Source organism: Pseudomonas sp. Irchel 3E13 (genome assembly GCF_900187455.1).
In the GTDB taxonomy this organism is placed as follows: Bacteria; Pseudomonadota; Gammaproteobacteria; order Pseudomonadales; family Pseudomonadaceae; genus Aquipseudomonas.
The window spans coordinates 180741-205461 of record NZ_FYDX01000002.1; the positions used below are offsets into that span (position 1 = coordinate 180741).

Sequence of the window (24721 nt, forward strand, 5' to 3'; positions counted from 1 at the left end):
ACTATCTGGCCAAGAGCCAAGGGATCTTTCGGCCCCGGTTTTTCGGACGTTTCGTAGCCCTCACGAGAAAAAAGTGAAAATTTCGTCAAAGCCCGGCTAATCTGAGCACGCTTGTTGCATTCACCTTGAGCATGGTCGGCACGCCGCCTGCATAGGCAAGTGGACTGCGACAAATAACAACAGCTGCACGGGCGACCAAGGAGTTTGGGCATCAAGGACTTAGCGCTTGAAGCGCAGTCCCTGGTTAATCCGAAACAGCGCTGGAGTTGTACGACCCGTCTGACTCGGGAAGTAATTTGCGACACGGATATAACTATTTGCGACACGACCATAAAGTTCCCGCAAGGTTCGTTTCGCAAGTATCGCCAACGTCAGTCAGCGTGATATACATTCCGCCGACTCAAACAAGAAAGAGCCGCCTCAATAAAAAAACCAGGTGGGGCAGCAGTAATCTTCCAAAAAACCAAAGGAGCAAATCACGATGCGCGTGATGAAGTGGAGCATGATCGCCCTGGCCGTAGCCGCCGGGACCTCGCAAATGGCTGTAGCGTCCTCGCAGGACGAGTCCAAGGGTTTCGTTGAAGACAGCAAGCTGAATGTGCTGATCCGTACTTTCTACATGAACCGCGACGCACGTCACGGCGCGTCCATCGCCAACTCCAAGGCCGGCCTGGATAACTCTTACTTCGAAGAGACGTCTATCGGTCCACGCGTCCTGTTCTCCTCGGGCTTCACCCAGGGCACCATCGGCGTCGGTATCGACGCCCATACACTGAGCCAGGTCAAGCTGGACAGCGGCCGCGGTCGCACTCGTGGCGCCGACTCATTCGCAACCGACAGCGAAGGTCGCCCGCAAGACACCCAGTCCGAAGCAGGCGCAGCCATCAAGTTCCGCCTCTCCGACACCGTTCTGAAGTACGGTAACCAGTTTGTCTCCAGCCCGGTTTTCGCCACTGACGACAGCCGTCTGCTGCCAGAAGTTGCTACCGGTACCTTGATCACCAGCAACGAGATCAAAGGCCTTGAACTGACTGCCGGCCGCTTCACCGGACTGAACAGTCAAGTGCAGACTGGCCATGACAGCGCCAAGCAGGGATCGTCCATTTACACCCTGCGCTCTGCCAACATTGTAGGCGCCAGCTACAAGTTCACGGAAAACTTCAGCGGCGCGATTCACGCGTCGGACGTTGAAGATTTCTGGAAGAAACAGTACGTCAACCTGAACCTGGTAATACCGGTGTCGGATGACCAGTCGTTCACGACGGACTTCAACGCCTACCGCAGCAAAGACGATGGCCGGAAACTGGCAGGCGACCTCGACAACAAGGTCTGGAGCTTGTCCGGAGCCTACAGCATCGGCGCTCACACCTTCACCGTGGCCCACCAGCGCTCCAGCGGCCCCACCGGCTACAACTACGGCGTCGATGGCGGCGGTACTGTTTTCCTCGCCAACTCGGTGCAAATCTCGGACTTCGTAGGCCCGAACGAACGCTCCTGGCAGGCCCGCTACGACCTGAACATGGCTTCGTACGGTGTTCCCGGTCTGAGCTTCATGACTCGCTACATCACCGGTGACAACATCCAGCTGACTGACGGCACCAGCAACGTTGAAGGCAAGGAGCACGAGTGGAACTTCGAGACCAAGTACGTGATCCAGGAAGGCCCGGCTAAAGACCTGTCGTTCCGCCTTCGCCACTCGATCAACCGCGCCAACTCGGTTGAGAACGATGCGAACTACAACGACTTCAACGACACTCGCCTGATCATCGACTACCCGCTGTCAATCCTGTAACACCCCGAGGCTACCCACACCTCCGAAAAAGCCCGGCCTCGCCGGGCTTTTTCCTTTCCGGTGATCCACTTACAGCAGTTTCAGTTTCCTGCGTCCTATACGTCTCGGATTCCCCCCCGTACAATGCGGGGTCATTTCAGTTAAGCAACCGACAACGGCCTATCATGCGCACCAGTCAATATTTGCTCGCCACACAAAAAGAAACCCCTTCCGACGCGGTCGTCATCAGCCACCAGCTCATGCTGCGTGCCGGGATGATCCGCAAGCTCGCCTCCGGCCTGTACACCTGGCTGCCGATGGGCCTGCGAGTCATGCGCAAGGTCGAAGCGGTGGTTCGCGAGGAAATGAATGCCGCTGGCGCCCTGGAAGTGCTGATGCCCGCCATCCAGCCAGCCGAGCTGTGGCAGGAATCCGGTCGCTGGGAGCAGTACGGCCCTGAGCTGCTGCGCCTGAAAGACCGTCACAACCGTGAGTTCTGCGTAGGCCCGACCCACGAAGAAGTCATCACCGATCTGGCCCGCAACGAGCTGAGCAGCTATAAACAGTTGCCGCTGAGCATGTACCAGATCCAGACCAAATTCCGCGACGAAATCCGCCCACGCTTCGGCCTGATGCGCGGCCGCGAATTCATCATGAAGGACGCCTACTCCTTCCATGCCGACCAGGCTTCCCTGCAGGAAACCTACGACCGCATGCACCAGGCGTATTGCAACGTGTTCACCCGTCTGGGCCTGAACTTCCGCCCGGTGCAGGCCGACACCGGCTCGATCGGTGGCAGCTACTCCCACGAGTTCCACGTGCTGGCCGAGTCCGGTGAAGACGATGTGATCTTCAGCGACAGCTCCGACTACGCCGCCAACATCGAGAAAGCCGAGGCTGTCCCACGGGAAACCGTGCGCCCGGCGCCAACCGAAGCGCTGCGTCTGACCGACACCCCTGACACCAAGACCATCGCCGCACTGGTCGAAGGCTTTGGCGTTCCGATCGAGCGCACCATCAAGACCCTGATCGTCCACGCAGCGGAAGAAGGCAAGCTGATCGCGCTGGTCGTTCGTGGCGACCACGAACTCAACGAAATCAAGGCAACCAAACTGCCTCAGGTGGCCGATCCCCTGGTCATGGCCAACGAAGCCGAACTGCGCGACGCCATCGGCGCTGGCGCCGGCTCGCTCGGCCCGCTGAACCTGCCGCTGCCTTGCGTCATCGACCGGTCGGTCGCCCTGATGAGCGACTTCGCCATCGGCGCCAACATCGACGACAAGCACTACTTCGGCGTCAACTGGGAACGCGACCTGCCGGTTCCTGAAGTGGCAGACCTGCGCAATGTGGTCGAAGGCGACCCAAGCCCGGACGGCCAGGGCACCCTGCAGATCAAGCGCGGCATCGAAGTCGGCCATATCTTCCAGCTCGGCACCAAATACAGCGAAGCGCTGAAGTGCCAGGTACTGGGCGAGAACGGCAAGCCGGTCACCCTGACCATGGGTTGCTACGGCATCGGCGTTTCCCGCGTGGTCGCTGCGGCAATCGAGCAGAACTATGACGACAAAGGCATCATCTGGAGCGACGCCCTGGCGCCGTTCCAGATCGCCCTGGTGCCTTTGCGCTATGAGACCGAGGAAGTCCGTGCGGCTACCGACAAGCTCTATGCAGAACTGACCGCCGCCGGTTTCGAAGTGTTGCTGGATGACCGCGACAAGAAGACCAGCCCCGGCATCAAGTTCGCCGACATGGAGCTGATCGGCATCCCGCACCGCATCGTCGTCAGCGATCGCGGCCTGGCTGAAGGCAAACTGGAGTACAAGCATCGCACTGAAAGCGAGGCTCAATCCCTGCCTGTAGCCGAGGCCGTATCGTTCCTGCAAGCCCGCATTCGTCGCTGATAGCCAACGCAAGAGTAGCCATGTTCAGACGAAGTACCTTAACCCTCGGGGGCGCCGCCTTGTGCGGCGCCGTGCTCCTGAGCGGCTGCGCCAACCAGATGTCCCAGCGCAGCGAGCACGAGGAACGCATCGAGCGCAAGTTGCTCGAGCACAGCCTGCAGATCGATGTGGGGGAACCCGAGGTACTCGAGTTGCCGCAACGCCGTGTGCGCATCCACGAACAGAAGAACTTCGAAGTGACTGAATTCGAAGTGACCCGACGTTACGATCGCTACACGCCGTACCAACCCTGGCGCGAAATCTACGAGATTCCGCTGGGCGCGGTGGCGGTGGTCGCCGGTGTCGGTGCCAACGTGGTGAACGTCTTTGCCCTCGGCAGCCTGCCCGACAGCATCACCCATGACTGGCTCAGCTACGGTTTTGCCGGGCTTAACCCGTTCATGAACACGCAGTCCAACGGCCGCGCCCAGCAAAACCTGGCCGGTATCGACGAAGTGCAGAAGGAAAAGCGCCAGGAATACACCAGCCTGCCTTGGGGCGAACGCCCGGTGGAGGTCAAGGCCGGCAAGATGGTTCATGAGCTGACCACCGACCGTAACGGTGTCCTGCGCCTGAACCTGCTGGACAGCCCGTTCAGCGAGCAGAACCTCACCCATATCGGCACGCTGCATCTGTCGGTGTCCGATGAAGACAATCCGGTTCGCGCCGATGCCAGCTTGCTGGTCAGCAGTACGCTGCGTAGCAAACTGACGGAAGCCCATGACCTGATCTTCGATGACCTCGAAGATGACGACGTCAACCAGTGGGTACACCGCGTCAAGCGGCTCTCCGAGCTGGGGCTGGAAGAAGAAGCCAGCGAACTGGAGCAGAGCCTGATCGAGCTGACCCGCAACGATCCGGAACTGCAACAGGAGTTTCTGCAAGCGCTGACCAAGAACGCCGGCCGCCTGGTTGCGGATCCTGGGGCACATTGATCAGCTCGCCACCTGCAAAAAAGCACCGCAAGTCGGTTATCTCAGTCAGTTAAACCTGTTGAGACCCTTCGCGAGCAAGCTCGCTCCTACACTGTAGGAGCGAGCTTGCTCGCGAAGGGCTGCAAAGCAGCCCCAGTAGGGTTAACTGAATGGCCTTGCCGCAAGTCGGTGCTTTTTTCATTCAGGGCGCCGGAAACAATTCCAACTGCTCGTGCGCACCGCGCAAATCCTGAAGCCGCACACCAATGCCCAGCAACCTGACAGGCCGCCCGCCCCGGGCAAACGCCTGACTGAGCAACTGCTGGTAACTTTCCAGGTCCCGCCCTGCCCCGGCCTGTTCAAGTGTGGTCTGGCTGAAATCATGGAATTTGACCTTCACGAACGGTTTGCCAGGCCGATAGCTGCTATCGATGCGCGCCATCCGGCCGTTCAGCGACTCGAGCAACTCCGGTAATTTCTCCAGGCAACTGGCCAGATCAGGCAGATCATGGTCGTAGGTGTTTTCCACACTGACAGACTGACGCCGGCTGTCGTTCTGCACCGGCCGCTCATCGAGCCCACGCGCCAGGTTATAAAGCCGCTCGCCAAAACCGCCGAACTCCCGCACCAGCGCCAGGCGCTCCCACTGCCGAAGCTCCTCGCAGGTGACGATGCCCAGGCGGTGCAACTTGTCAGCAGTCACCTTGCCGACGCCATGCAGCTTGTTCACCGGCAGCACGGAAACGAAATCCTCCACCTCTGCCGGCGTAATGACGAATAGCCCGTTGGGCTTGCGCCAGTCGCTGGCGATCTTGGCGAGGAACTTGTTCGGCGCGACCCCCGCCGAGACGGTGATATGCAGGCGCTGCGAAATCTTGCGGCGGATATCCTGGGCGATCAGCGTGCCCGAACCGGAACAGCGCTGGCTTTCGGTGACATCGAGGTAAGCCTCGTCCAGGGACAAGGGCTCGATCAGGTCGGTGTATTCGCGAAAGACGTTATGGATTTCCCGCGATGCTTCTTTATAAGCATCCATCCGCGGCTTGACGATCAACAGGTCGGGGCAAAGGCTCAAGGCGTGTCGCGACGACATCGCCGAGCGCACCCCGAAAGCGCGCGCCTCATAGTTGCAGGTCGCAATGACGCCACGGCGGTCCGCCGATCCGCCCACCGCCAGCGGCCGCCCGGCCAGACGCGGGTCGTCACGCATCTCGATAGCCGCGTAGAAGCAATCGCAGTCGATATGGATGATCTTGCGCTGAAGCATGGACGACCGTTGGTAAGGAAAATTCGTACGCGCAGTATCTCACTCGACCTTGCCCTTCGCATCTAAACCTCCGCACAGCCCCTGAATAGCGCGGTCTGCTCGCTGCAAATGACCGTCAAGTCACTTGCCAGGAATGCTAACCATTTGAAGAAAAAAGGATTTCTTCAAATTATTGATTGACAGGGAATCGTATCCCTGTAGAATCCGCCCCACAGACGCGGGATGGAGCAGTCTGGTAGCTCGTCGGGCTCATAACCCGAAGGTCGTCGGTTCAAATCCGGCTCCCGCAACCAAGTTAAAGAAAAAGGCCACTCGCAAGAGTGGCCTTTTTCTTTGCCTGATTTTTAGGCTTTAGCAGGAATTTCTTGAAAATCAATAATTAAGCATTGACAGTAAACCGCCACACTGTAGAATGCGCCCCACAGACGCGGGATGGAGCAGTCTGGTAGCTCGTCGGGCTCATAACCCGAAGGTCGTCGGTTCAAATCCGGCTCCCGCAACCAAACATAGAAAGGCCACTTGAAAGAGTGGCCTTTTTTGTATGCGCGGAAAAAACTGCCCGCCCTTCTTCCCTGCCCGGCGGCAATGTGAAACTTCTTTAACTATCATGACCCGCACGGATTCGCCTGAACGCTAGTAATATTCAGGCACTATTTTTCCATAGGGATTGGTAACTTGACCGGATACTCCCATCCTGTCGCGCACAATCCCCGAGGTGATTGATGCGCCCAACCGCTGAAGCTGAACCCCACGTGACTGCCGCCCAACCCATCGCACCCAATCGGCTGCGCTGGCTGGAGCTGTTGAGCAAGTATCGCCAGCCCATCGGCCTAGGGGTAACGCTGCTTTTATTTGGCGTTGCGCTGATCGCCTGTCGGCATCTGCTCAGTGAGCTGGATATCTACGCACTGCACGATTCGCTGCTGAGCATTCCCGCACCCGCACTGGGCGGGGCCTTCCTGGCCACCGTCGCGGGCTTCGTGATTTTGCTCGGCTACGAGTGGTCCGCCAGCCGCTTTGCCGGCGTCAAGCTACCCCCATCAAGCCTGGCCATGGGCGGCTTCTGCGCGTTCGCCATTGGTAATGCCATCGGGCTGTCGCTGTTGTCCGGTGGCTCGGTGCGCTATCGCTTGTACGCTCGTCAGGGTATCGGTGCCGCCGAGGTGGCGCGCATGACCCTGTTCGCCAGCCTGTCGCTGGGTTGTGCATTGCCCCCACTGGCTGCACTGGCAACCCTGAGCGACCTGGCCTCCGCCTCATCGGCCCTGCGCTTGCCGCAAGCCCTGCTGGGCGGTATCGCCATTGCCGTCCTCGTCCTTAGCGCGGCCTTGGCCTACGGCCTGTATCGACGCCGCCTGCCAGAACAGCCCTACACCGACGTCCTGCTGACTCGCATCGGTCGCCGCACCCTGCGCCTGCCCGGCGCCCGCCTGACCCTGCTGCAACTGTTCATCACCGCACTCGACGTCGCCGCGGCAGCTACCGTGCTTTACCTGCTGTTGCCAGAAGCGCCGCCCTTTGGTGCATTCCTGCTGGTGTACCTGCTGGCGCTGGCCGCCGGCGTGCTGAGCCACGTCCCAGGTGGTGTCGGGGTATTCGAAGCGATTCTGCTGGCAGCCTTCGCCAATCAACTGGGTGCCGCGCCCCTTGCCGCCGCCTTGCTCCTGTACCGCCTGATCTACGTGTTGCTGCCAATGCTGGTGGCCTGCGTGGTGCTGCTTGTCAGCGAGGCCCGCCGGTTCATCTTTGCCCAGCAGGCCATCAAGGTCGCCTCGGGGCTGGCTGCTCCGGTGCTCGCGGTGCTGGTGTTCCTGTCTGGCGTCGTGCTGCTGTTTTCCGGCGCCACTCCGGAGATCGACACCCGCCTGGAACACCTCGGCTTCCTGATTCCTCATCGTTTGATCGACGCGTCCCACTTCATCGCCAGCCTGGTCGGCGTGCTCTGCCTGCTGCTCGCTCAAGGTCTGCGCCGGCGCCTGTCTGCGGCCTGGATTCTGACCACTGTTCTGTTGCTGGTGGGCGCCCTGTTGTCCCTGCTCAAAGGCTTCGACTGGGAAGAGGCCAGCCTGCTGACCCTCACCGCCTGCCTGCTGGCGGTGTTCCGTCGCTCGTTCTACCGCCCCAGCCGCTTGCTGGAACTGCCGTTCTCGCCGGTCTATCTGGTTGCCAGTGCCTGCGTGGTCGGTGCTTCGATCTGGCTGTTGCTGTTCGCCTACCAGGATGTGCCTTACAGCAATCAACTCTGGTGGCAATTCACCCTCGATGCGGACGCCCCGCGCGGCCTGCGCTCGGCGCTAGGCAGCGCGGTACTGCTCGTGGTGGTCGCCCTGACCTGGCTGCTGCGCACCGCGCGGCCGGTGATCCATCTGCCCAACGAGGAAGAACTGCAACGTGCCAACCGCATCCTGCTGGCATCGGATCAGCCCGACGGCGGCCTGGCCCTGACCGGCGACAAGGCGCTGCTGTTCCACCCTGACGATGACGCCTTCCTGATGTACGCTCGCCGCGGCCGCAGCCTGGTTGCGCTGTACGATCCGATCGGGCCGGCCCAGCGCCGTGCCGAAATGATCTGGCAGTTCCGCGACCTCTGCGATATTCACCATGCCCGTCCGGTGTTCTATCAGGTCCGCGCCGAGAACCTGCCCTTCTATATGGACATCGGCCTGAGCGCGATCAAGCTGGGTGAGGAAGCCAGGGTCAACCTGCTGCGCTTCGACCTGGACGCCAAGGGCAAGGAAATGAAGGACCTGCGCTACACCTGGAACCGCGGCGGACGGGACGGCCTGAGCCTGGAAATCCATGAGCCCGGTCAGGCACCGCTGGAAGAACTGAAGCTCATTTCCGACGCCTGGCTGACCGGCAAGAACGTGCGCGAAAAAGGTTTCTCCCTCGGTCGCTTCAGCGAAGACTATCTGCAACACTTCCGCATCGCCCTGATCCGCTTCGAAGGCAAGCCGGTGGCATTCGCCAACCTGCTGGAGACACACAGCCGCGAACTGGCCAGCCTCGACCTTATGCGCGCCCATCCCGACGCGCCGAAACTGACCATGGAATTCATGATGGTCGGTCTGATCCAGCACTATAAACAGCATGGATATGCGCGCTTCAGCCTCGGCATGGTGCCCTTGTCGGGCCTGCAGCCACGACGCGGCGCACCACTGACCCAGCGCCTGGGTTCGATGGTGTTCCATCGCGGCGAGCAGCTCTACAACTTCCAGGGCCTGCGCCGCTTCAAAGACAAATTCCAGCCCGACTGGGAACCCCGTTACATGGCCGTCCCCGCCGGACTTGATCCGCTGGTGGCACTGGCCGACACTGCCGCCCTGATCGCGGGCGGTCTTACTGGATTGGTGAAACGCTGATGATTCGACGCTACTGGTTTTACCTGCTCGGTGCCCTGATGGTGGCGCTGCTCGCAGCCGCTGTTGGCTTCTGGTTGTGGACCCGCCCGGCTCCAGAGGCTCATGTAGAACACCTGACCCTTAGCGATGGCAGCAGCCTGGTTCGCGCCACGCCCGGCGCCCAGGCCAAGGCCCGCGTGGTCATCGCTTCGCCGCAAGACCAACTGTTGAGCGACAAGCAACTGCTGGACCTGAGCCAGAGTGGCGAAGCCCAACTGGTGCAAGTCACCCTGCCGCCCGCCGACTGCAACCTTCAACAGCAGGCACTGCAACTGGCCCAGCAACAACTCAACGGCGCACCGACCCTGGTCGCCGGTATCGGCCCGGGGGCGAACCTCGCCTGGGACTGGCTGGCCGGACAGAAGGATGACAAGGCCCAGGCCATTTCCGTGGACTTCACCCTGGAACGCGCGGGCTGCAAGCTTCAATCAGCCACGTCCGCACCGCACGGCCACTGGAACGTGGCGTGGAACGACAACCCGGATGATGCCAGTGCCGCCTTCGTGCGCAACCAGGCCAACGCCGAAACCAGCATCAGCGACTACGACATCCATCTCCCGCAGGTGCTCAAGGCACAGTTGACCCAGGCGCTGGTGGGCGAAGACGGCAATGCCATGAGCATTCCCGTTGTTGAAGTCCCGGCGGGCCAAACCACCGACACCGTGACCCTGTTCCTGTCCGGTGACGGCGGCTGGCGTGACCTGGACCGCGATGTCGCCGGCGAGATGGCCAAGCTGGGCTATCCGGTGGTCGGCATCGACACCCTGCGTTACTACTGGCAGCACAAGACGCCTGAGCAAAGCGCTGTCGACCTGTCGGAACTGATGCAGCACTACCGTCAGAAATGGGGCACCAAACGCTTCGTATTGACCGGTTACTCGTTCGGCGCCGATGTCCTGCCGGCGATCTACAACCGCCTGCCGGTCGAGGACCAGAAGCGTATCGACGCCGTCATCCTGCTGGCATTCGCCCGTAGCGGCAGTTTCGAGATCGAAGTTGAAGGCTGGCTCGGCAACGCCGGCAAAGAGGCCCCGACCGGGCCGGAAATGGCGAAGATGCCTGCCGGGAAAGTGCTCTGCGTTTACGGTGTGGAAGAAACCGACGAAAGCGGCTGCACCGACACCACCGCAGTGGGCGAGAAACTCAAGCTGCCGGGCGGCCATCACTTCGATGAAAACTACCCAGCGCTGGCACGCAAGCTGATTGGTGAAATCGAGAGCCGCCAGGGGAAGACCAGCGTGGCGGAGCAGAACTGAGATAAGTATTGGCGGGGCCGGCTTACGGCCCCGCCTGGATCAAATCTCGACCTGTGTCCCCAATTCGATCACCCGGTTCAGCGGCAAGTTGAAGAATCGCAGGTTACCGTTGGCATTCTTCAGCAGGAACGCGAACAGGTTCCCGCGCCAACGCGCCATGCCTTCCAGGCGCGAGGCGATCACCGTCTCCCGGCTGAGGAAGTAGGTGGTGCGCATCGGACTGAAATCCAGCTCTTCAAGGTGGCACAACCTCAAGGCCGCCGGCACGTCCGGCTCGTCCATGAAGCCGAAGTGCAACAGCACCCGGAAGAACCCGTCACCGTAAGCCTCGACTTCAAAGCGCTCCTGCTCCGGCACCCGCGGCCGATCCTCACTGACCACCGTCAACAACACCACCTGGCTATGCAGCACCTGGTTGTGCAGCAGGTTGTGCAACAGCGCGTGAGGCACGGCATCCGCCCGTGCAGTGAGGAACACTGCGGTGCCCTCGACCCGATGCGGCGGCTGCACGCGAATACTGCTGATGAAGATCGGCAGCGGCAGCCCGCCTTCGTCGATGCGCTCGACAAGAATCTGCTTGCCGCGCTTCCAGGTGCTCATCAACAGCAGCAACACGCTTCCCGCCAATACCGGGAAGGCACCGCCTTGCAGGACCTTGGGCAGGTTGGCGGCGAAAAACAGCCCGTCCACGAACAGGAAGCCCAACAGGATCGGTACCGCCAGCAAAGGTGGCCATTTCCACAGCAGCAGCATCACCGTCGAAACCAGCAGCGTAGTCATCAGCATGGTGCCAGTCACCGCCACGCCATAGGCCGCGGCCAGCGCACCGGAGGATTCGAAACCGATCACCAGCAACACCACGGCAACCATCAGCGTCCAGTTCACCGCGCCGATGTAGATCTGGCCCTGCTCGTCGCTGGAGGTGTGCTGAATCTGCATCCGCGGGATATAGCCGAGCTGGATGGCCTGCCGAGTCAAGGAGAAGGCCCCGGAAATGACCGCCTGGGAGGCGATCACCGTGGCCAGGGTGGACAACGCAATCAACGGCAGCAACGCCCAGCCCGGCGCCAGCAGATAGAACGGGTTACGCGCCGCGTCGGGGTTCTGCAGCAGCAATCCGCCCTGACCGAAGTAATTGAGCACCAACGCCGGCAGTACCAGGGCAAACCAGGCGCGGGCAATCGGTTTACGGCCGAAGTGGCCCATGTCCGCATACAGCGCCTCGGCGCCCGTCAGCGCCAGCACCACCGCCCCAAGGATCGCTACGCCCATGCCCGGATGGACAATGAAGAAGCGCACGGCCCAGACCGGGTTGAACGCCTTGAGCACTTCCGGGCTTTGCGAAATGCCATGCAGGCCAAGGGCCGCGAGCACCAGAAACCAGGCCACCATGACCGGCCCGAAGAGGATGCCGATCTTCGCCGTACCGTGTTTCTGCACCAGAAACAACGCCACCAGTACGACCAGGGCGATTGGCACCACCCAGTGATCGATGCCGTCGAAGGCCAGCTCCATCCCCTCCACCGCCGACAGTACCGATACCGCCGGCGTGATCATGCTGTCACCGTAGAACAGCGCGGCGCCGATCAGGCCACAGACCACCATCATCGCCCGCAACTTCGGGTACGGCGCCGACGCCCTCGCGGCCAGCGCCGTAAGCGCCATGATGCCGCCCTCGCCCTGGTTGTCGGCGCGCAGGATGAACGTCACGTACTTGATCGAAACCACCCAGATCAGCGACCAGGCGATCAGCGAGAGAATCCCCAACACACCATCATGGTTGACCGGCACCCCGTAACCGCCGGTAAAGACTTCCTTGAGGGTATAGAGCGGGCTGGTACCGATATCGCCGTAGACCACCCCGACAGCAGCTACCAGCAGGCCCAGCGATTTTGTTGCGCCATGCCCCGCCCCGGCTTCACTGTTAGCCTGAACCATCAACCACTCCCGCATGCAAGAACCGCAGACCGGTAAATTTCGCGCCAGACGCTATTATTTTTGCTGCTGGCTGAACCTTGGCGCCGGTGTCTGACATTGACACCGACGCAATGCCGCGAAGCATAGCGCAGCGTTCGTCGCTTTTCTGCTGGTCAAGCGCGTTGTCGCTCGCTAGAATTGCGCACTTTTTGACCAGAGGCGCCCCAGAGCGCCCAGCAGGGTTGCCCACCCTATCCCCGCGGCAACCCCTCTACACCGAGGTTAACCATGTCCACGACCGCTACTCCTTCCGTGCCAAAGGTAGGATTTGTCTCACTCGGGTGCCCGAAGGCTCTCGTTGATTCCGAGCGCATCCTGACCCAATTGCGCATGGAAGGTTACGAAGTCGTGCCCACCTATCAGGATGCTGATGTGGTGGTGGTCAACACCTGTGGCTTCATCGACTCGGCCAAGGCCGAGTCCCTGGAAGTGATCGGCGAAGCCATCAAGGAAAACGGCAAGGTCATCGTCACCGGCTGCATGGGTGTCGAGGAAGGCAACATCCGTGACGTGCACCCGAGCGTGCTGGCCGTTACCGGCCCGCAGCAGTACGAGCAGGTGGTCAACGCCGTGCACGAAGTCGTGCCGCCCCGCCAGGACCACAACCCGCTGATCGACCTGGTGCCGCCGCAAGGCGTCAAGCTGACCCCCCGCCACTACGCCTACCTGAAGATTTCCGAAGGCTGCAACCACAGTTGCAGCTTCTGCATCATCCCGTCGATGCGCGGCAAGCTGGTCAGCCGTCCGGTCGGCGAAGTGCTGAGCGAAGCCGAGCGCCTGGTCAAGGCCGGCGTCAAGGAGATCCTGGTGATTTCCCAGGACACCAGCGCCTACGGCGTCGACGTCAAGTACAAGACCGACTTCTGGAACGGCCGCCCGGTCAAGACCCGCATGCTGGAACTGTGTGAAGCCCTCAGCAGCCTGGGCGCCTGGGTCCGTCTGCACTATGTCTACCCGTACCCGAACGTCGATGACGTGATCCCGTTGATGGCCGCCGGCAAGATCCTGCCGTACCTCGACATTCCGTTCCAGCACGCCAGCCCGAAAGTGCTGAAGTCGATGAAACGCCCCGCGTTCGAAGACAAGACCCTGGCGCGGATCAAGAAATGGCGCGAGCAGTGCCCGGAACTGATCATCCGCTCCACCTTCATCGTCGGCTTCCCCGGCGAGACCGAAGAAGACTTCCAGTACCTGCTGGACTGGCTCACCGAAGCACAGCTTGACCGCGTCGGCTGCTTCCAGTATTCGCCGGTGGAAGGCGCGCCCGCCAACGACCTGGGCCTGGACGAAGTCCCGGACGAGATCAAGCAGGCACGCTGGGACCGCTTCATGGAGCACCAGCAGGCGATCAGTACCGCTCGTCTGCAACTGCGCATCGGCCGGGAGATCGAAGTGCTGATCGACGAAGTCGAGGAGCAAGGTTCGGTCGGTCGCAGCTTCTTCGACGCACCGGAAATCGACGGTAACGTGTTCATCGATGGTGACCACGGCTTCAAGCCGGGCGACAAAGTCCGTTGCCGCGTGGTCGATGCCGACGAATACGACCTGTGGGCTGAGCCTGTCTAAGGCACCCCGCGACGGTCAGCGCCCTCACAGGAACCCAAAGCCCCTCCACGGGGCTTTGTTTTTTCCGGACCGGTCGCATCTCCTCACGGGCGGTTACAATGACCGCCATTCCCTCGCACCACGGCCTCTGCTCATGTCTGAAACCACTCGTCTTTCCAAATGCCTCATCGCCCTCATCGGCTGTTCCCGCCGCGAGGCCGAGCTTTATATCGGCGGAGGCTGGGTCACAGTGGATGGCCAGGTCATCGATGAACCCCAATTCCAGGTCGACGGACAGACCGTCGCCCTGCTCCCCGGCGCCACCACCGAACCGCTGGAAGCCGTCACCCTGCTGCTGCACCAGGAGGCCGGACAGGATTCGCAGAGTGGCTGCCTGAGCATGACCGCCGAGACCCTTTCCGAAGCCCACTCCGCAGGCCGCCGCGCACTGCGCGGACATTTCGCCCGCCTGACCTGCCTCGCCGAGCTGCAACCAGGCGCCAGCGGACTCCAGGTGTACAGCCAGGACTGGCGGACCGTACGCAAGGTCACGGTGGACCTCAATCGCCTGGAACAGGAATACGTGGTGGAAGTCAGCGGCCAGATCATCCAGCACGGCCTCGAGCGACTGAACCGCGGTTTCAACTGGAAAGGCCACGAACTGCCGAAGATCAAGGCGAGCTGGCAGAACGAGACCCGCCTGCGCATGGTGTTGAAGAACCCCGCCTCCGGCCTGATCGACCTGCTCTGCCGCAGTGTCGGCCTGCAGGTGGTCAGCATGCGCCGCATCCGTGTGGGCGGCGTGTCCATGAGCAAACTGCCAGCCGGGCAGTGGCGCTATCTGGACAGCAAAGAAAAATTCTAAGCCTCGCCACGCTGGCGAAGCTCCCGATCAGGACACTTCACATGATTCACAACGATGTACTGCGCAGCCTGCGCTACCTGCTGGACATTTCCGACACGAAAGTGGCCCAGATCACTCGCAGCAACGGCTTCAAGGTCAGCGACGCAGAGATTTCCAGCTACCTGAAAAAGGACGAGGACGAAGGCTTCGTCCACTGCCCGGACGAAGCGATGGCGCACTTCCTCGACGGCCTGGTGGTGTTCCGCCGCGGTCGCGATGAAAGCCGCCCGCCGCTGCCGATCGAGCTGCCGGTGAGCAACAACGTCATCCTGAAAAAACTGCGGGTGGCGTTCGAACTCAAGGAAGACGATATGCACGCCATCCTCAAGGCCGCTGACTTCCCGGTGTCCAAGCCGGAGCTGAGCGCCCTGTTCCGCAAGGTCGGGCACAACAACTACCGCCCTTGCGGCGACCAGTTGCTGCGCAACTTCCTCAAGGGCCTGACCCTGCGGATCCGTGGCTGAGCCCATGCACTACAGCGTCTCGCCCGTCGGCTTCGTCCGCTCCTGCTTCAAGGAGAAGTTCGCCATTCCGCGTCAGCCTCAACTGGCGCCCGCGGCGCGGGGCGTGCTGGAACTGGTGCCGCCGTTCGATACCGGTGACGCCGTGGCGGGCCTGGAGCAGAGCAGCCATGTGTGGCTGCTGTTCCTGTTCCACCAGGCGCTGGAAGACAAACCACGCCTGAAGGTGCGTCCACCGCGACTGGGCGGCAACACCTCGATGGGCGTTTTCGCCACCCGGGCCACTCACCGGCCCAATGGGATTGGCCAGTCGGTGGTCAGGCTGGAGAAAGTCGAGCCGGGTCGGCTTCTGCTTTCGGGAATCGACCTGCTGGACGGCACGCCAGTGCTGGATATCAAGCCCTACGTGCCGTACGCCGACAGCGTCGCCGAGGCCAGCAACACCATGGCCAGCGCCCCGCCTACTGCGATCGACGTGGAATGGAGCGAAAGCGCCCTGCCCCAGGCTCACAGCCATGCCCAACGTCTCGGCGAGCCGCTGGTTGAGCTGATTGAGCAGTGCCTGGCCCAGGATCCGCGCCCGGCCTATCAGGTGCCGCCCGCAGAACGGGTGTATGGCGTGAAGTTCTGGGATGTGCAGGTGCGCTGGCACTACCCGCAGCCGGAGCGTATCCGGGTGCTGGAAGTGGTGGCCGACTAGCTCCCGCTTTTCGACAGGCAAAAAAAAACGCAGGCCGCAAGGCCTGCGTTTTTCATGGTGCGTAACGCTTACTTCTCGACGAAGGCGCGCTCGATCAGGTAGTCGCCCGGCTCACGCATACGCGCGGAGATCTTCAGGCCGAAGCTGTCCAGCACTTCGCTGGTTTCGTCGAGCATGCTCGGGCTACCGCAGATCATCGCACGGTCGTCCTGCGGGTTGATCGGTGGCAGACCGATGTCGCTGAACAGCTTGCCGCTGCGCATCAGGTCGGTCAGACGGCCCTGGTTCTCGAACGGCTCGCGGGTAACGGTTGGGTAGTAGATCAGTTTTTCGCGCAGCGCCTCGCCGAAGAACTCGTTCTGTGGCAGGTGCTCGGTGATGAACTCGCGGTAGGCGACTTCGTTCACGTAACGCACGCCGTGAACCAGGATCACTTTCTCGAAGCGCTCGTAGGTTTCAGGGTCCTGGATGACGCTCATGAACGGCGCCAGGCCAGTACCGGTGCTGAGCAGGTACAGGTGCTTGCCAGGATTCAGGTCGTCGAGCACCAGCGTGCCGGTAGGCTTTTTGCTGATGATGACCTCATCGCCTTCCTTCAGGTGCTGCAACTGCGAAGTCAGCGGGCCATCCGGCACCTTGATGCTGAAGAACTCCAGATGCTCTTCCCAGTTCGGGCTGGCGATGGAGTAAGCGCGCATGAGCGGGCGGCCATTAGGCTGCTGCAGGCCGATCATCACGAACTGACCGTTCTCGAAGCGCAGGCCCGGGTCGCGGGTGCACTTGAAGCTGAACAGGGTGTCGTTCCAGTGGTGCACACTGAGGACACGTTCGTGGTTCATGTTGCTCATGTAGGGGGCTCCTGAAAAAAACGCAGCGCTAAACCGTGAGCGCGATTGCGCGATAGTTTAGTGCGGAGGACAATATCTGTTAACTGAATTATCAAGATATGTCTTATCGGTTATATAGATATGCGATTTACACTTCGTCAGCTTCAGGTCTTCGTGGCCGTTGCACAGCATCAAAGCGTGTCTCGCGCGGCCAATATCCTGGCCCTTTCGCAGTCGGCCGCCAGTACATCCATTACCGAACTCGAGCGGCAATCCAGTTGCCAATTGTTCGACCGCGCCGGCAAGCGTCTGAGCCTCAACGCCTTGGGCCATCAGTTGTTGCCCCAGGCGGTGGCGCTGCTCGACCAGGCCAAGGAAATCGAAGACCTGCTCAACGGCAAGTCCGGTTTCGGCTCGCTGGCGGTGGGCGCGACGCTGACCATCGGCAACTACCTGGCGACGCTGCTGATCGGCAGCTTCATGCAGGTCCACCCGGAAAGCCAGGTCAAGCTGCATGTGCAGAACACTGCACATATCGTGCATCAGGTCGCTCATTACGAAATTGATCTGGGTCTAATCGAGGGTGACTGCAATCACCCTGACCTGGAAGTCCAGCCGTGGGTGGCGGACGAACTGGTGGTGTTCTGCGCCCCGCAGCATCCGCTGGCCCAGCGCGGCCAGGCCAGCCTCGAGGAACTGACCCGGGAAGCCTGGATTCTCCGCGAGGAAGGCTCCGGCACGCGCCTGACCTTCGACCAGGCCATGCGTCATCACCGCTCGATTCTCAATATCCGCCTGGAGCTGGAACACACCGAAGCCATCAAGCGCGCGGTGGAGTCCGGGCTGGGCATCGGCTGCATTTCCCGCCTCGCGCTGCGTGATGCCTTCCGCCGCGGCAGCCTGGTGGCGGTCGAAACGCCGGACCTGGACTTGGCGCGGCAGTTCTACTTCATCTGGCACAAGCAGAAGTATCAGACTTCAGCCATGCGAGAGTTCCTGGAACTGTGCCGGACCTTTACCGCCGGGGTAAAACGCAGCGACGAGATCGTGCTGCCGAGTATTGCCTAGAGAAGAATGACGCCCCAGGTCACTGCGACCATGGTCAGCGCTACCAGTTGCGCGGCGCTGCCCATGTCCTTGGCGTTTTTCGACAGCGGGTGGCGATCCAGGGAAATGCGATCAATTGCAGCCTCTACCGCCGAATTGAGCAGTTCGACAATCAGCCCCAACAAGCAGACCGCGATCAGGATCGCCCGCTCGGCGCGGCTGACATCCAGCCAGAACGCCAGCGGCACGAGGATCACGTTCAGCAGCACCAGCTGACGAAACGCCGCTTCGCCGGAAAATGCCGCACGCAACCCGTCCAGGGAATAACCCGCAGCATTGAAGATACGTTTGAGGCCGGTCTGGCCCTTGAAAGGAGACATAGAGTGCCGTTCGAACTGTTGGGAAGCGGTGCAGGCTAGTACACCGCGGGTCAAAAAACCGTGAAGGCCAATGGCCTCATCCGGCGGAAACGGATTCAAGTTGTTGCAGAAGCAACGCCGCCTGGGTCCGCGTGCGGACGCCGAGCTTGCGGAAAATAGCGGTGACGTGCGCCTTGATGGTCGCCTCCGACACGCTCAGTTCATACGCGATCTGCTTGTTCAGCAGCCCTTCACAGACCATGGTCAGCACCCGGAACTGCTGTGGCGTGAGGCTGGCCAGACCTTCGCTGGCGGCCTTGGCCTCAGCGGAAACATCGACCTTCTCGAACGCCTGCGGCGGCCACCAGACCTCGCCGTCGAGCACCTTGCGCACCGCGTCCTGGATGGACTCCAGCGGGCTGGACTTGGGAATGAAGCCGCTGGCACCGAACTCGCGCGACTTGACCACGACGGAGGCTTCCTCCTGGGCCGAGACCATGACAACCGGGATCTGCGGGTACTGCCCACGCAGCAGCACAAGGCCCGAGAAGCCATAGGCACCGGGCATGTTCAGGTCGAGCAACACCAGGTCCCAGTCGGATTTTTCAGTGAGGCGGGTTTCCAGTTCGGCGATGCTGGCGGCTTCCACCAGACGGATATCGGGCCCTAGCCCCAGGGTCACGGCCTGGCGCAAGGCGCTGCGAAAAAGAGGGTGGTCATCGGCAATCAGGATTTCGTATGTGGCCATCGATCTAATGATCCTGTTCTGTGCAGGTGCCGGGAAGGGCCGGAACCTGTCGGAGCAACTCAAGGCGACAGCGGCAATGCCGTACGCCAAAAAGGCACAGCGGGGCCAGTGAATACAGCATTCAAGCCCTCGACGTGCCCGAATCGGCGCCAAGGATGACGAGGCGGGACGGGGTGGTCAAGTTCGCCCCCGGCTCATTCTGGTGCCGACTCCATCATTATGAAGCAAAGCGTAACACTTGCCCCTTGGACTATAGGAAGGGCTTGAGACGCTGATGGACGGCGTCGTCCAGATCCAGCGGCAATTGGAACTTGGCCCCCAGGTAGTGAGCGCTGAACACGTCCAGGTAGGCGTCCAGCGCTTGCGCCGCAGCCTGATCGCCTGCCAGCTCAAGGCACATCGCCGCCACTTCGGCGGTGCAGAAGTGGTCGTCACGCTTGGAGCGGCGCAGCCGATAGCGGGAAATCTGCTCCGGTTGCAGGCTCAGCACCGGGAAACGGTCCAGATACGGGCTCTTGCGAAACATCTTGCGCGCTTCCGTCCAGGTCGCATCCAGCAGGATGAACAGCGGACGCTTGCCCTCCCCCGGCTCGACACCGGTCACCACCCGTTGCGACTCGACAAACTCTCCCGGGAAGACGATGTAAGGCTGCCATTGCGGGTGGTCAAGCAGCGCCAGCAGGTCCTGTTCGACGACAGTGCGTTGCCAGCCGAACGCCGTGGTATCGGCGATCACATCGGCGATCAGCCAACCGGTATTGGTCGGTTTGAGGGGCTCGGTGTCGTGCATCAGCAGGCACACGGCCGACTCGGCGGCGGTCCGAGGACGCCAGGCGCACAGGCAGTAATCGGCGATTACCCGGCAATCCGCACAGCGCGGCGCCCGCGCCCCACGAGCAACAAAGGGTTTGATACTGCGGGACAGGCGCTCAGTACGCAGGCGCGATACGGCGTGGCTCATGACGGGATACGGCGAGAACAGATGAGGGAAAGCACAGCACAGACTCGGCGGGGCGAAAGGCGCGAAGTTTACGGCACAACGGCTTTGCCGTGCAGGGAATTGTCCTACTCCACTATAATCCCGCACCTATTGATGGCTGCCACTGCCTGCACCCGGTGAGGGAACACGGCGTGCGGATGCAGGTCAAAGCGCCAGTTACCGAATCTGGAGAAATGAATGCTGCGTTTTATCGCCCCTACCCTGGGCTTGCTGCTGGTCCTGCCTCTTGCCGCCAATGCCGCGTCCAAGCAGGAATATGAATTGACCCAAATGCTGGAGAAGGTTGCCCAAGACAGCAGCGTCGGTACCCCACGGGCCATCAACGAAGACATTCTTGACCAGGGCTACACCGTCCACGGGCCGCAACTGATCAACCACCTCAGTGTGCGGGCAAGCCACGCTCAGCAGATGCGCGCCAACCCTGACAAAGTGCGTGATCAGTTGGGTTCCAGTGTTTGCAGCAATACCGGTTATCGCCAATTGCTGGCACGCGGCGCTGTGCTGACTTATCAGTTCACCGAGTACAAGACCAATCGCCCGGTAGCGACCGAGAACTTCAATGCGCAGAGCTGTGGGCTCAATGGCAAGAAGAAAAAGTGATGGTGCCGCGCCAGGCTCTGTGTGAGATGTATTCGAGCCTGTTTTCAACGCAGCATGACCGAGTTCGGATGCATATCGCACAGAGCCTACATCAACTGACTGCTTTCGCGCCTTTGTTCCTCGTCGGCGCGCAACTCTGCTACCAGCGCCTGCAGGTAGCGAGAGCGCCGCTCTCCTCCTGAAAGCCTGCGCAGGCATTCCTCTTCAAGGCTCAGGTTGTTTGCCTGGGCCGACCCTTGCAGAAGTCGAAACAACTGGCTGTCGATTTCAAGAATGACGCGTTGGACTCTTTGCATTAGCAGCCTCCCTGCGATGCACTCGTCGCTATTGATCAGTTAACCAGACAAGTCGGAAGATTGGATCCCATCTGACGAGCGGTCCCGCACTGATTGCGAAAGCGAATAAAACGATTATCTGTCATGACCTTATGCGCACATGTTGATCCAAGCGCAAACACACCGCAGGGTCTAGATTGATTACAAATACCTTTCATCTTTCGGACAGGTAAAGGGTCGTCCGAGACGGTTGTGTTGCACTTGCCAGGATGACAAGCAAAGGGATCGAAATCATCACTGCGACGAGACCTTTCAAGGTCCACTGCAACGCCGGGGCCATCCAGCCCCGGCCTGCGCAGCCAGCGACTCAAGTAGTGTCGCGGCCAGGTCCCGATCCTGATCTGGTCTGAGGTTTTGCTGCAGAAAGGAGACGTTTGAATGCCTTACAAACCTAACGAGCTGCTCGCCAGCCACTTCAAGAATGAGGGAATCGACCTCGAACATATCGACCAGCAATTGAATCTGGTCGCTGCCAACAGCCCGAACCTGCCGCTGTACCGGGACATGATGCTCACCGTGTTGCGCATGGCCCACGACGATAGTAATCGCTGGAACGCCAAGATCACGCTTCAGGCCCTGCGCGAACTCGACCATGCCTTCCGCGTGCTGGAACAGTACAAAGGGCGACGCAAGGTAACGGTATTCGGCTCGGCACGAACGCCGGTCGAACATCCAATCTATGCGCTGGCCCGAGAACTGGGCGCGACACTGGCCCGTTCCGATCTGATGGTCATTACCGGTGCCGGTGGCGGCATCATGGCGGCAGCGCATGAGGGCGCCGGCGTAGAACACAGCCTCGGCTTCAACATCACCCTGCCCTTCGAGCAACATGCCAACGCGACGGTCGACGGCACCGACAAACTGCTGCCGTTCCACTTTTTCTTCATTCGCAAGCTGTTTTTCGTCAAGGAGGCCGATGCTCTGGTGCTCTGCCCTGGTGGCTTCGGCACGCTGGACGAAGCACTGGAAGTCCTGACGCTGATCCAGACCGGCAAGAGCCCGCTGGTTCCGGTGGTGTTGCTGGATGCACCAGGAGGCACCTTCTGGCAAGACGCGCTGAACTTCATTACCCGACAACTGGAAGAGAACCGCTACATCCTGCCAAGCGACCTGAAACTGGTGCGTCTGGTGCACAGCGCCGATCAGGCTGTCGAGGAAATCAACCAGTTCTACCGCAACTACCACTCCAGCCGCTGGCTGAAAAACCAGTTCGTCCTGCGCATGCAGCATCCGTTGAGTGAGGCCGCTGTAGAGGATATCGAGAACGGTTTTGCCGATCTGCGACTGAGCGGTAACTTCGTCCAGCACGCCTACACAGGCGAGGACCAGGACGATGTCCAGTTCAGCCATCTGCACCGACTTGTGTTTGCATTCAATGGCCGCGACCAGGGTCGGCTACGAGAGCTGGTGGACTTCATCAACCTGCCGGAAAACTGGGCCAACGCCCAACCCTCCTCACAAGTGACTCAACGCGCACGGGAACCGCTCAAGGTCACTTGAAACAGATCAATCGTCCAGGCTTCGGCCGCTCAACAAGCGGCCGACCATCTCCATCGAAAAACCGCGATAGACCAAAAAACGGGTTTGTTTCGCGCGTTCCCGCGGGTCGGCCGGCAATTGCCCGGCAAACTTGCGCCGCCAGACATCGCTCAACTGCGACTGCCAGTCGATACCCGCCTCACGTAGCGCCTGCTCCACATCAGCCCGTGGCAGACCACGCTGGGTCAGTTCTTCGCGGATACGCGCCGGGCCATAACCCGAACGACCACGGGAACTGATGAAACTTTCCAGATAGCGGGATTCGCTTAGCAGCCCCTCATCCGCCAGGCGGTTGAGTTCGTGCTCGATCATTTCAGGAGAAGCACCGCGCTGGCGCAGCTTGCGCGCCAGCTCGGCACGACCGTGCTCGCGGCGTGCGAGCAGGTCCATAGCAGTCCGCCTTACGGCGACGGGGGTATCGAGTACGACGGACATAAGCGCGAGATCAGAAGTCGGCGTCAGCGTCGGCCAGGTCTTCAGCGGAAGCTTGCGCAGCAGCAGTTTTACCTGCAGCGTCAACAGCACTGGTGTTCAGCAACTTGTCACGAATCTGCTTCTCGAGGGCCGCACCGATTTCCGGGTTGTCCTGCAGGAACTTGGCGGAGTTGGCCTTGCCCTGACCGATCTTGCTGCCTTGGTAGCTGTACCAGGCACCGGATTTCTCCAGGAAGCCATGCAGCACACCCAGGTCGATGATTTCGCCGTTAAGGTAAATACCCTTGCCGTAGAGGATCTGGAATTCAGCCTGACGGAACGGAGGGGCAACCTTGTTCTTGACGATCTTGACGCGGGTTTCGCTACCAACCACTTCGTCGCCTTCCTTCACCGCGCCGGTACGGCGGATGTCGAGACGGACCGAAGCGTAGAACTTCAAGGCGTTACCACCGGTGGTGGTTTCCGGGCTGCCGAACATTACGCCGATCTTCATGCGGATCTGGTTGATGAAGATGACCAGGCAGTTGGCGTTCTTGATGTTACCGGTGATCTTGCGCAGCGCCTGGGACATCAGGCGAGCTTGCAGGCCGACGTGCATGTCGCCCATTTCGCCTTCGATCTCGGCCTTTGGCACCAGGGCTGCCACGGAGTCGACGATGATGACGTCAACGGCATTGGAGCGCACCAGCATGTCGGTGATTTCCAGGGCCTGCTCACCGGTGTCCGGTTGCGAGACCAGCAGGTCGTCGACATTGACGCCCAGCTTGCCAGCGTATTCAGGGTCCAGCGCGTGCTCGGCGTCGACGAAGGCGCAGGTGGCGCCCATTTTTTGCGCCTGGGCAATCACCGACAGGGTCAGCGTGGTTTTACCGGACGATTCCGGACCATAGATTTCAACGATACGGCCTCGTGGCAGGCCGCCGATGCCAAGGGCAATGTCCAGGCCCAGCGAGCCAGTGGAGATGGCTGGGATCGCCTGGCGCTCGTGATCGCCCATGCGCATGACCGCGCCTTTACCGAATTGACGTTCGATCTGACCCAGGGCCGCAGCCAAGGCACGCTTCTTGTTGTCGTCCATTGAAGTCCTCACGTAATCGATAGGGCCTGACGGCCAGAAACAACTGTATAAGTAGCCAGTATTATTCCACAGGGATTTATTTCCGCCTACCCCCGACTCGCGATTTACTCGGCGCCAAGATGTAACAAGCCCTCTAGCGCGGCGATTACCGTTTGTCGGCGCACCTGTTCGCGGTCTCCGTCGAAGTGCCGGCGCTCGCTGAAAACGCGTCCCGCGTCTCCCCAGGCCAGCCAGACGGTGCCCACCGGTTTCGCCGCCGAACCGCCATCAGGCCCGGCCACGCCACTCACCGCCACGGCAAAACGCGCCCCGCTCGCCGCCTGGGCGCCACGGACCATCGCCTCGACCACTTCCTGGCTCACTGCGCCGACCTGACCGAACAGCACCTCCGGCACCTGCAACTGCCGGGTCTTCTGGGCATTGGAATAGGTCACGTAACCGGCCTCGAACCAGGCCGAACTGCCGGGGATGCGGGTGATTGCCTCGGCGATGCCGCCTCCGGTGCAGGATTCGGCGGTGGTCACTTGGGCATTGAAACGACGCAGATGTTCCCCCAGCCGGGCGGAAAGAGCTGTGATCGGGTCCATGGCGGGCTCCTTGGAAAAACTGGCGCCTAC

Annotated in this window: 22 protein-coding genes and 2 tRNA genes; 14 read left to right on the forward strand and 10 right to left on the reverse strand. The window is 61.0% G+C overall.

From position 1 onward, the window contains the following. The first annotated feature begins 481 nt into the window (after nt 1-481). The 3 genes from CKW37_RS03315 to CKW37_RS03325 all read left to right on the forward strand — a co-directional run bounded on the left by CKW37_RS03315 (nt 482) and on the right by CKW37_RS03325 (nt 4646). The gene (locus tag CKW37_RS03315; RefSeq protein ID WP_095154016.1) at nt 482-1792 is read left to right on the forward strand and encodes an OprD family porin; all 1311 of its coding nucleotides are present in this window, start codon (nt 482-484) and stop codon (nt 1790-1792) included. Nucleotides 1793-1956: 164 nt separating this feature from the next. Beyond that, complete coding sequence (locus CKW37_RS03320) at nt 1957-3672, forward strand: proline--tRNA ligase (protein WP_095154017.1); 1716 nt, start codon at nt 1957-1959, stop codon at nt 3670-3672. A 20-nt stretch (nt 3673-3692) separates the two neighbouring features. Further along, nucleotides 3693-4646 (forward strand): hypothetical protein, encoded by a 954-nt coding sequence (locus CKW37_RS03325; protein ID WP_095154018.1) that lies wholly within the window; start codon nt 3693-3695, stop codon nt 4644-4646. 181 nt (nt 4647-4827) lie between these two features. Here the strand turns inward: CKW37_RS03325 and dinB are convergent, their stop codons facing one another. Continuing rightward, nucleotides 4828-5892: a DNA polymerase IV gene (dinB, locus tag CKW37_RS03330; RefSeq protein WP_095154019.1), complete on the reverse strand. Its 1065-nt coding sequence runs from the start codon at nt 5890-5892 to the stop codon at nt 4828-4830. A 216-nt stretch (nt 5893-6108) separates the two neighbouring features. Here dinB and CKW37_RS03335 point away from each other — a divergent pair. The 4 genes from CKW37_RS03335 to CKW37_RS03350 all read left to right on the forward strand — a co-directional run bounded on the left by CKW37_RS03335 (nt 6109) and on the right by CKW37_RS03350 (nt 10549). After that, nucleotides 6109-6185, forward strand: a tRNA-Met gene (locus CKW37_RS03335). Nucleotides 6186-6318: 133 nt separating this feature from the next. Next, a tRNA-Met gene (locus CKW37_RS03340) sits at nt 6319-6395 on the forward strand. A gap of 219 nt (nt 6396-6614) precedes the next feature. Next, on the forward strand, nt 6615-9254 hold the full coding sequence (gene mprF / locus CKW37_RS03345; protein WP_095154020.1) for a bifunctional lysylphosphatidylglycerol flippase/synthetase MprF: 2640 nt from the start codon (nt 6615-6617) through the stop codon (nt 9252-9254). After that, nucleotides 9254-10549, forward strand: a complete 1296-nt coding sequence (locus CKW37_RS03350; protein WP_095154021.1) for a virulence factor family protein — start codon at nt 9254-9256, stop codon at nt 10547-10549. The genes mprF and CKW37_RS03350 overlap by 1 nt, the downstream gene beginning before the upstream one ends. A 39-nt stretch (nt 10550-10588) precedes the next feature. Here CKW37_RS03350 and CKW37_RS03355 read toward each other — a convergent pair whose 3' ends face one another. Next, on the reverse strand, nt 10589-12487 hold the full coding sequence (locus tag CKW37_RS03355; protein ID WP_095154022.1) for a potassium transporter Kup: 1899 nt from the start codon (nt 12485-12487) through the stop codon (nt 10589-10591). Nucleotides 12488-12754: 267 nt separating this feature from the next. Here CKW37_RS03355 and rimO point away from each other — a divergent pair, with 267 nt between their 5' ends. From rimO to tsaA, 4 genes are all read left to right on the forward strand, one after another. Continuing rightward, nucleotides 12755-14092 (forward strand): 30S ribosomal protein S12 methylthiotransferase RimO, encoded by a 1338-nt coding sequence (gene rimO, locus CKW37_RS03360; protein WP_095154023.1) that lies wholly within the window; start codon nt 12755-12757, stop codon nt 14090-14092. A gap of 133 nt (nt 14093-14225) precedes the next feature. Further along, entirely contained in the window at nt 14226-14936 is a 711-nt protein-coding gene (locus tag CKW37_RS03365; RefSeq protein WP_095154024.1) for an rRNA pseudouridine synthase, read from the forward strand. A 41-nt stretch (nt 14937-14977) separates the two neighbouring features. Then, entirely contained in the window at nt 14978-15439 is a 462-nt protein-coding gene (locus CKW37_RS03370) for a DUF1456 family protein (RefSeq protein ID WP_095154025.1), read from the forward strand. Between the two features lie 4 nt (nt 15440-15443). After that, nucleotides 15444-16136 (forward strand): tRNA (N6-threonylcarbamoyladenosine(37)-N6)-methyltransferase TrmO, encoded by a 693-nt coding sequence (gene tsaA, locus CKW37_RS03375; protein ID WP_095154026.1) that lies wholly within the window; start codon nt 15444-15446, stop codon nt 16134-16136. Between the two features lie 68 nt (nt 16137-16204). Here the strand turns inward: tsaA and fpr are convergent, their stop codons facing one another. Next, nucleotides 16205-16984, reverse strand: a complete 780-nt coding sequence (gene fpr / locus CKW37_RS03380) for a ferredoxin-NADP reductase (protein WP_095154027.1) — start codon at nt 16982-16984, stop codon at nt 16205-16207. A gap of 120 nt (nt 16985-17104) precedes the next feature. Between fpr and CKW37_RS03385 the strand changes: the two genes are divergently transcribed. Further along, on the forward strand, nt 17105-18031 hold the full coding sequence (locus CKW37_RS03385) for a LysR family transcriptional regulator (protein ID WP_095154028.1): 927 nt from the start codon (nt 17105-17107) through the stop codon (nt 18029-18031). Here CKW37_RS03385 and CKW37_RS03390 read toward each other — a convergent pair. The 3 genes from CKW37_RS03390 to CKW37_RS03400 all read right to left on the reverse strand — a co-directional run bounded on the left by CKW37_RS03390 (nt 18028) and on the right by CKW37_RS03400 (nt 20078). After that, on the reverse strand, nt 18028-18390 hold the full coding sequence (locus CKW37_RS03390; protein WP_095154029.1) for a diacylglycerol kinase: 363 nt from the start codon (nt 18388-18390) through the stop codon (nt 18028-18030). The two genes, CKW37_RS03385 and CKW37_RS03390, sit on opposite strands and share 4 nt — an antisense overlap. A 76-nt stretch (nt 18391-18466) precedes the next feature. After that, nucleotides 18467-19117: a response regulator transcription factor ErdR gene (gene erdR, locus CKW37_RS03395; protein ID WP_095154030.1), complete on the reverse strand. Its 651-nt coding sequence runs from the start codon at nt 19115-19117 to the stop codon at nt 18467-18469. Between the two features lie 250 nt (nt 19118-19367). Further along, complete coding sequence (locus tag CKW37_RS03400; protein WP_095154031.1) at nt 19368-20078, reverse strand: tRNA-uridine aminocarboxypropyltransferase; 711 nt, start codon at nt 20076-20078, stop codon at nt 19368-19370. Between the two features lie 216 nt (nt 20079-20294). Between CKW37_RS03400 and CKW37_RS03405 the strand changes: the two genes are divergently transcribed. Next, nucleotides 20295-20717: a quorum-sensing-regulated virulence factor family protein gene (locus tag CKW37_RS03405; protein ID WP_095154032.1), complete on the forward strand. Its 423-nt coding sequence runs from the start codon at nt 20295-20297 to the stop codon at nt 20715-20717. An 86-nt stretch (nt 20718-20803) separates the two neighbouring features. On the opposite strand, the gene CKW37_RS03410 is transcribed toward CKW37_RS03405, so the two are convergent. Then, nucleotides 20804-21013, reverse strand: a complete 210-nt coding sequence (locus CKW37_RS03410) for a hypothetical protein (RefSeq protein ID WP_095154033.1) — start codon at nt 21011-21013, stop codon at nt 20804-20806. A gap of 417 nt (nt 21014-21430) precedes the next feature. Between CKW37_RS03410 and CKW37_RS03415 the strand changes: the two genes are divergently transcribed. Further along, complete coding sequence (locus tag CKW37_RS03415; protein WP_095154034.1) at nt 21431-22552, forward strand: LOG family protein; 1122 nt, start codon at nt 21431-21433, stop codon at nt 22550-22552. Between the two features lie 6 nt (nt 22553-22558). Here CKW37_RS03415 and recX read toward each other — a convergent pair whose 3' ends face one another. The 3 genes from recX to CKW37_RS03430 all read right to left on the reverse strand — a co-directional run bounded on the left by recX (nt 22559) and on the right by CKW37_RS03430 (nt 24691). Next, on the reverse strand, nt 22559-23026 hold the full coding sequence (gene recX / locus CKW37_RS03420) for a recombination regulator RecX (RefSeq protein WP_095154035.1): 468 nt from the start codon (nt 23024-23026) through the stop codon (nt 22559-22561). Between the two features lie 10 nt (nt 23027-23036). Further along, nucleotides 23037-24104 carry a recombinase RecA gene (gene recA / locus CKW37_RS03425; protein WP_095154036.1) on the reverse strand — a complete coding sequence of 356 codons (1068 nt, stop codon included), beginning with the start codon at nt 24102-24104 and terminating at the stop codon, nt 23037-23039. 104 nt (nt 24105-24208) lie between these two features. Continuing rightward, nucleotides 24209-24691: a CinA family protein gene (locus CKW37_RS03430; protein ID WP_095154037.1), complete on the reverse strand. Its 483-nt coding sequence runs from the start codon at nt 24689-24691 to the stop codon at nt 24209-24211. Between the last annotated feature and the right edge of the window lie 30 nt (nt 24692-24721).